The sequence below is a fragment of the Oribacterium sp. NK2B42 genome, from assembly GCF_000424445.1.
GTDB lineage: Bacteria > Bacillota > Clostridia > Lachnospirales > Lachnospiraceae > Oribacterium.
This window is the reverse complement of record NZ_AUJX01000080.1, coordinates 1-5,505: the sequence shown is the minus strand read 5'-3', so window position 1 is coordinate 5,505 and position 5,505 is coordinate 1. Positions and strand designations below refer to the sequence as shown.

The following is a 5,505-nucleotide window of genomic DNA, read 5'->3' as shown; positions in this document are numbered from 1 at the left end:
TACTCCCAATGAAGTTCAGAAAACTTCAGGCAGATACAATCCGTATGAAGCTGATCAAAATAGCTGCAAAAGTAGTTCGATCAGCAAGATACATGGTATTCAAACTCTGTAGCAGTTGTCCATATCAGGAAGAGTTCATTGAGACACTTTCAAACATCAGGCAACTTCAAGTTGAGTTGGAATAGCAACTTAGTGGAACTTTGACAGCTTAAAAGGATTTCTTTCCAACGATTACGGGATTTTTGCGCCCTTTTTTCGGTAGATAACTGTTGATTCTTTTAAGGTTGTTTTTAAAATTATCCGCAGAGGCTAAATTGAGTGAACTTATACCTCCGTGAATAATTCAGGATAATCATTATCGTAAGATATTTATCCGTGAATACATGTCATGAGAAATGGTTTTATAGCAATGGGAGTCATGAAAATAAAATGAAAAATATTATAGTAACAACAAGGTCGAAAGAGAACAACGATTTAATCAATTTCTTCACAGAACAATGGATAATTGCCTTAAGGAAATGCAGTGATATTTATGTAAAGGTCGTTAATGTAGATACCCTTGAGGGTCTGGATGATGAGCTTGATGCTATTATAGAGAGCAGGAACAGTGGCGTGCTATGTTACAACTGCTGCGGAATAAACTTTACTGACGCGGATAATATGAATGTATGGGAAATGAATGGAATTCCTGAATATACTTTTCTTCTGGATCATCCCAGGAATTATTATGATAATTTAGAGTATCCAATAAATAATTTACATGTGATATGTCTCGATGAAAACCATGTAGATTTTATACATGAGTATTTTCCGAAGGTTAGTGAAGTAATATTTCTTCCCGATAGCGGGGTAAAGGTATGTGACGATATCAAGACATTTTCGGACAGATCCATAGATGTACTCTACTGTGGAAATTGTCAGATCAAGTATGATACCGTTTCACAGGTAGACGGCTTTACTGATGGAGGATCGGCATTGTATAGAAATGCTATTAATTATATTTTTAATGATCCTACTTTGACAGCAGAAGATGCAGTAAAAAAATATCTGGATGAGACAGGAACAAAAAGTGGTAAGGATGAGTTATACAAATTATTTATAATTGAAAAAGTGTCAAGACAGATAGAAGACATAGTGAGAAGACACTATAAGCTTTTGATCATGCATGCACTTGATGATGCCGGTATAAAGGTAGACATTTACGGAGACGGATGGGAGGATGATGAAAACCCTTTTTCTGAAAATATTCGTATACATGACAGAGTCTCCCCGATGGAGTGCCATAAACTTATCGGAGATGCCAAGATCGACCTGAGTATCATGCCATGGTTTAAAAGAGGAAGCAGCGAGAAACCTTTCGCCGGCATGATGAATGGGGCTGTATGTGTATCTGATTCTTCGACTTATCTTGAAAAGAATTATATTGATGGAACCGATATTATGCTATTTGATCTAGATCAAGTTGAAAAGGCAGTAAAGGATATTAAGTGGTTGCTTAGTAATCCCGATCAGGCAGAAATCATTGCCAGGAATGGTTATTATCACGCTATGGATTCAGACGGTACTGATGCTAGAATCAGACAGATGTTGGAACTTATGATGAGATGATAAAGATATAGTCAAGGGGTATGAATATGATAAGACTCGATGAAGGATTTTATAAAGAAGAAATCTTATGTGGTTTTAGAGTTACTGAAAAGAGAAAAAAGTGTTGGTCAGTTCTTTTGAATATGTTGCAGGAATTTGATACTTTTGCTAAAGAGTTTTCCTTGCAATATTTTGTTGGTTTCGGAACACTTCTTGGTGCTGTCAGACACAATGGGTTTATACCATGGGATGATGATATTGATATTGTAATGAAACGTGACGAGTATATGCGTATGGAGGGATACGCTCGCGATTATTTTAATGGAAGGGAATTAAGAGGAAGAAGATTGCTATATGAGGATGCATATAACGATGAAGCAGTTATTAAATCATATTTTTCAAAGATTAGAGATCTTGGAACAACAATTGCGGAACCGTCCATGAGAAAAAATGGAGTATTTTCGGGTATTTCTATTGATATTTTTCCATTAGATGCTGTGAGTGATGGTACAAATGAATTGGCTATAAAATCGAGAATGAGAGCCGAACTGTGGTTGTGTTTTATACATGGTGTTAATTATAAAAAGATATTTAATGAATTATTTAATGGTCAAAGTATTTTGAAAGATGAGCTGTTATTTAGAATAAGTAATCTACCGATGAAAGAACGCTTCAGAATGTTTGAGGATTTTTCACTTTTAATGTGGGGAAAAAGTAATATTGTTGGTGATCTTATCGAAAATTTGAATCTAAATGGGAAACGTGATAATGATTTATCTTGGTGGCAGGAAGAAAAATATCTACCTTTTGAAAATCTGATGGTGCCAGTCCCTTCCGGATGGAATAATGTATTGTCTGCAGAATATGGAGACTATAAGGAATATGTAAAGGGAGGATCGGCACATGAAAATAGCTTTTATGATCCTGATACACCTTTTAGTGAATACCAGAATGGAAATATTAAAATACCTGATGACTGGAGGGGAGAATTATAAGGTGTTTAAGTATAATCTTAATTTTTGAATTACTAGAACTGATAATATAAACAGAACTATAAATTATAGTAGACAAAATGTGTGCCAGTGAGTGAGTCTCTGGCACACTTTCTTTTTTAAAAATAGTGGTTATTAGGTTTATGTAGATTTCTTAATTGTTTATACCTAGTTCTTTTAATAACGTGTCTGTTTTTATGGAATACTCATGCCATAAATAATAGTACTCTGCCTGTCCAAGCTTCAGAATATTCAGATTATTTAATGTGACTTCAGACTTATTGTTTAAAAGATTTGTATGTATGGGATATTTCATATTCCACGGTTTCTCGCTGCCGGCAAAGTGAATTATCGTGGGCTCATAAGCGGGTTTGACCGATTTAGTGTCAAAATACCACATGCAAAAGTTATGTGGCATATAATAAAGGTCTTTATATTCGGGGAAACCAAATACGTTCATTTGACCTGCGAATGCAGCAGACAGGAGACCCTGGTCACCCCAGTAAACATTTTCTTTCTTGCCCAATACTCTTGATAAGGTTATCGCAAGACTGGTGTAGTCAGCTATTCCAAAGTCTAAAGTTCTCATCATTTTAAGATTAATAACATAGGAGCCGGAATTCATAAGTCCTCTTACAATTCCCGGAAGTAAAGCCATGTTTGATAGATCACTTTCTAAATAAAGTGCAAGATTACCTTCCGGCGTAACTTTAAATCTTATAGGAGTTACCGTAAGAGCGTTGCCTTGAAAATCTGCATCATAATATGCAGAAGGATCTGAAGCTATAAATGTGTCACCCGCATCTATGTACATAATCCGATCAATGTCGCTCGGCAGATAACGATGAGCTAAAAGTGGATAGTATGCCGCATCGTTCCAACCGCCACCAAGTTTTGACAGCACTTCAAAACCATTCTGGCTTTCGATTTCTATGTCATAAAAGGAGATGTTATCATATGCCTCACATTGATTATATAGTTTCTTTAGATATTCTTTGCTTATTCCGCTATGGAGCAGAAAGAAATTAACAGGTCGTACATTGACGTTTTCGTGTATAGATTGTAACTGAACTGTGATATACCTAAGCAGATTAACGTCCGATGATGTCATTATGTTTATAGATTTTGTCATATGGTAACACCCCTTGGAATGAGCCTATCATGGAGTCTTTTAGAAACTGAATGATTTTTTCAAAATATTATTCTGTTTATTCCTTAAATGCATTAACAGCGTTTAATATACTTGCAACTGTCTGTTTCCACGTGTATTTATCAAGCACTATAGACTTACTATTTTTTACAATAGCTTTTGTTTATTCGGGATTATTTAATATTTCTTCAATGATATCGGGAATATGGTTTAGTTCCGTTAGTTCATAATAGTATATGGATTCCTGATCCTTAAAGTTTTCTTTCAAGTAAGTACTTGGATTGGTCAGAGAAACGGATTCCTGAAGAAAAGTGTTGAACACTCTTTCATGAGTGCCGTCCTTAAACCAGGGCATAACATTAAGATTTATTCTTGCATCCGCCATGATATCAAGGGAATTTGCAAATGGAATACGTTCCGAGATATGATGAAAATGAGGATGATTGCACTTGGGGTAATTATTCCATCCACGACCTACTATCCAAAGATCCCTACCGGAATTAAGAACAGAATCAATAACCTTTTCCCTATAGTACATTCTGATATACCAGTCAGCTTCCTCGCCTGATTCCATGACAGACAATCTGGTTAGATCGTCAGCATTGTAGTCTGCATAGGACAAGATTCTGTCAACTGCTGCTGGAAGAGAAAATGAGGGATTAACTTTCATAAAATCCATTGCATCAAACAGAATCTTCTGTACTGCACCTGAATATTTTTCTCTGATGGTTCTTATATATCCTTCTGGTTTATAGTATGTGCCGGAAAACAGAATGTCGTATTTTTATTTTCCCATGACGGCGGTTCTTTGTCAGGGACGGTAGCTGCATGGGGAAGGAAATAGACATTGGGGATTGTATCGGAGCAAAAACGCATACACCATGTGACATCCTCTACATCATAGCAGAATCGGAGGTAAGCCTTTGGCAGAGCCCGATTATATTTACCGAATCTAAAGGGTGGGTCAACAAATATTGAGACCACAGGGATGTTGAGTTCATTCCATAATTCAACATATGTGGGCCCTATTGCGGGCATTTGATCATAGCCGATGGCAGCGTCAACCGGTGCCTTTGTGAACTCATATAAGTCTCTAAGAGAATGATCAGGTGTGTTATTGGCATCCCGTAGATCCAGAATGAATGTTTCGTGACCTAATGAATGCAGCTCTTTATTTATCTCATCTGTGTAATGATTAAAGGATTCTATCCCTGAGTAAAACAATATGATTCTCATATAAACTCCCATAGCAAAAATGCCTTGGACTTAATATAAACAGTCAGTATTTCTATAATATTTAATATCGTTTAAAGTCGGAGTATTTATAAGAGATGACTTCACAAATAGCCACACTGATACACGATAAGATAGACCTGTGACATTCCGCTTTAAAGTAAATATAGTCTGAATTTAGACGATATGAAAATGCTTCATGGTGTGTTAAGGTTTTTGGGATCAAAGATGCGCGTATGTTTTAAAATACTTAAATTGTGTATACATGTATAAAATGATAATATGAAAGCAAAGGAAATATAGTTGGAAAAAGAAATTGATACAGAAAAAGACTTAGAATTAGACAACTTTCTGGATGATGAACCGAAAAGTAAATGGGCAGCTAAGGCTTCCGTTTTTACAAACCTCTTTAGTAAGGTAGAATATACATATCAACTATATAGAGCCTTACATCCCGAGGATGATAAGACGACCATAGATGAGATAACGCATATGACCATAGAGAGCCATATGCTGAACCAACAGTATAACGATCTCGGTTTT

6 protein-coding genes and 1 pseudogene are annotated in these 5,505 nt (G+C 36.0%); 4 read left to right on the top strand and 3 right to left on the bottom strand.

What is annotated here, in order from left to right:
- From G625_RS0114325 to G625_RS0114315, 3 genes are all read left to right on the top strand, one after another.
- A partial coding sequence (locus G625_RS0114325) for a transposase (protein ID WP_029201498.1) occupies window positions 1-185 on the top strand: 185 nt, incomplete at its 5' end.
- A gap of 244 nt (window positions 186-429) precedes the next feature.
- Complete coding sequence (locus tag G625_RS20180; RefSeq protein WP_044932941.1) at window positions 430-1,608, top strand: glycosyltransferase family protein; 1,179 nt, start codon at window positions 430-432, stop codon at window positions 1,606-1,608.
- Between the two features lie 26 nt (window positions 1,609-1,634).
- Window positions 1,635-2,582, top strand: a complete 948-nt coding sequence (locus G625_RS0114315; RefSeq protein ID WP_029201644.1) for a LicD family protein — start codon at window positions 1,635-1,637, stop codon at window positions 2,580-2,582.
- 151 nt (window positions 2,583-2,733) lie between these two features.
- Here the strand turns inward: G625_RS0114315 and G625_RS0114310 are convergent, their stop codons facing one another.
- The 3 genes from G625_RS0114310 to G625_RS0114300 form a co-directional block, all read right to left on the bottom strand.
- Window positions 2,734-3,711, bottom strand: a complete 978-nt coding sequence (locus G625_RS0114310; protein WP_029201643.1) for a glycosyltransferase family 8 protein — start codon at window positions 3,709-3,711, stop codon at window positions 2,734-2,736.
- A 181-nt stretch (window positions 3,712-3,892) separates the two neighbouring features.
- Window positions 3,893-4,408, bottom strand: coding sequence for a glycosyltransferase family protein (locus G625_RS0114305; RefSeq protein WP_029201642.1), 516 nt, complete (start codon window positions 4,406-4,408; stop codon window positions 3,893-3,895).
- Between the two features lie 53 nt (window positions 4,409-4,461).
- A complete protein-coding gene (locus G625_RS0114300; RefSeq protein WP_029201641.1) occupies window positions 4,462-4,965 on the bottom strand; it encodes a hypothetical protein in 504 nt (167 codons plus the stop codon).
- A 300-nt stretch (window positions 4,966-5,265) separates the two neighbouring features.
- On the opposite strand from G625_RS0114300, the pseudogene G625_RS20175 reads away from it, so the two are divergent.
- Window positions 5,266-5,505, top strand: a pseudogene (locus G625_RS20175) (hypothetical protein); the annotation flags it as partial.

Coding starts and splice junctions, on each gene's coding strand:
- G625_RS20180 (WP_044932941.1), top strand. CDS start 430: ATGAAAAATATTATAGTAACAACAAGGTCGAAAGAGAACAACGATTTA.
- G625_RS0114315 (WP_029201644.1), top strand. CDS start 1,635: ATGATAAGACTCGATGAAGGATTTTATAAAGAAGAAATCTTATGTGGT.
- G625_RS0114310 (WP_029201643.1), bottom strand. CDS start 3,711: ATGACAAAATCTATAAACATAATGACATCATCGGACGTTAATCTGCTT.
- G625_RS0114305 (WP_029201642.1), bottom strand. CDS start 4,408: ATGGATTTTATGAAAGTTAATCCCTCATTTTCTCTTCCAGCAGCAGTT.
- G625_RS0114300 (WP_029201641.1), bottom strand. CDS start 4,965: ATGAGAATCATATTGTTTTACTCAGGGATAGAATCCTTTAATCATTAC.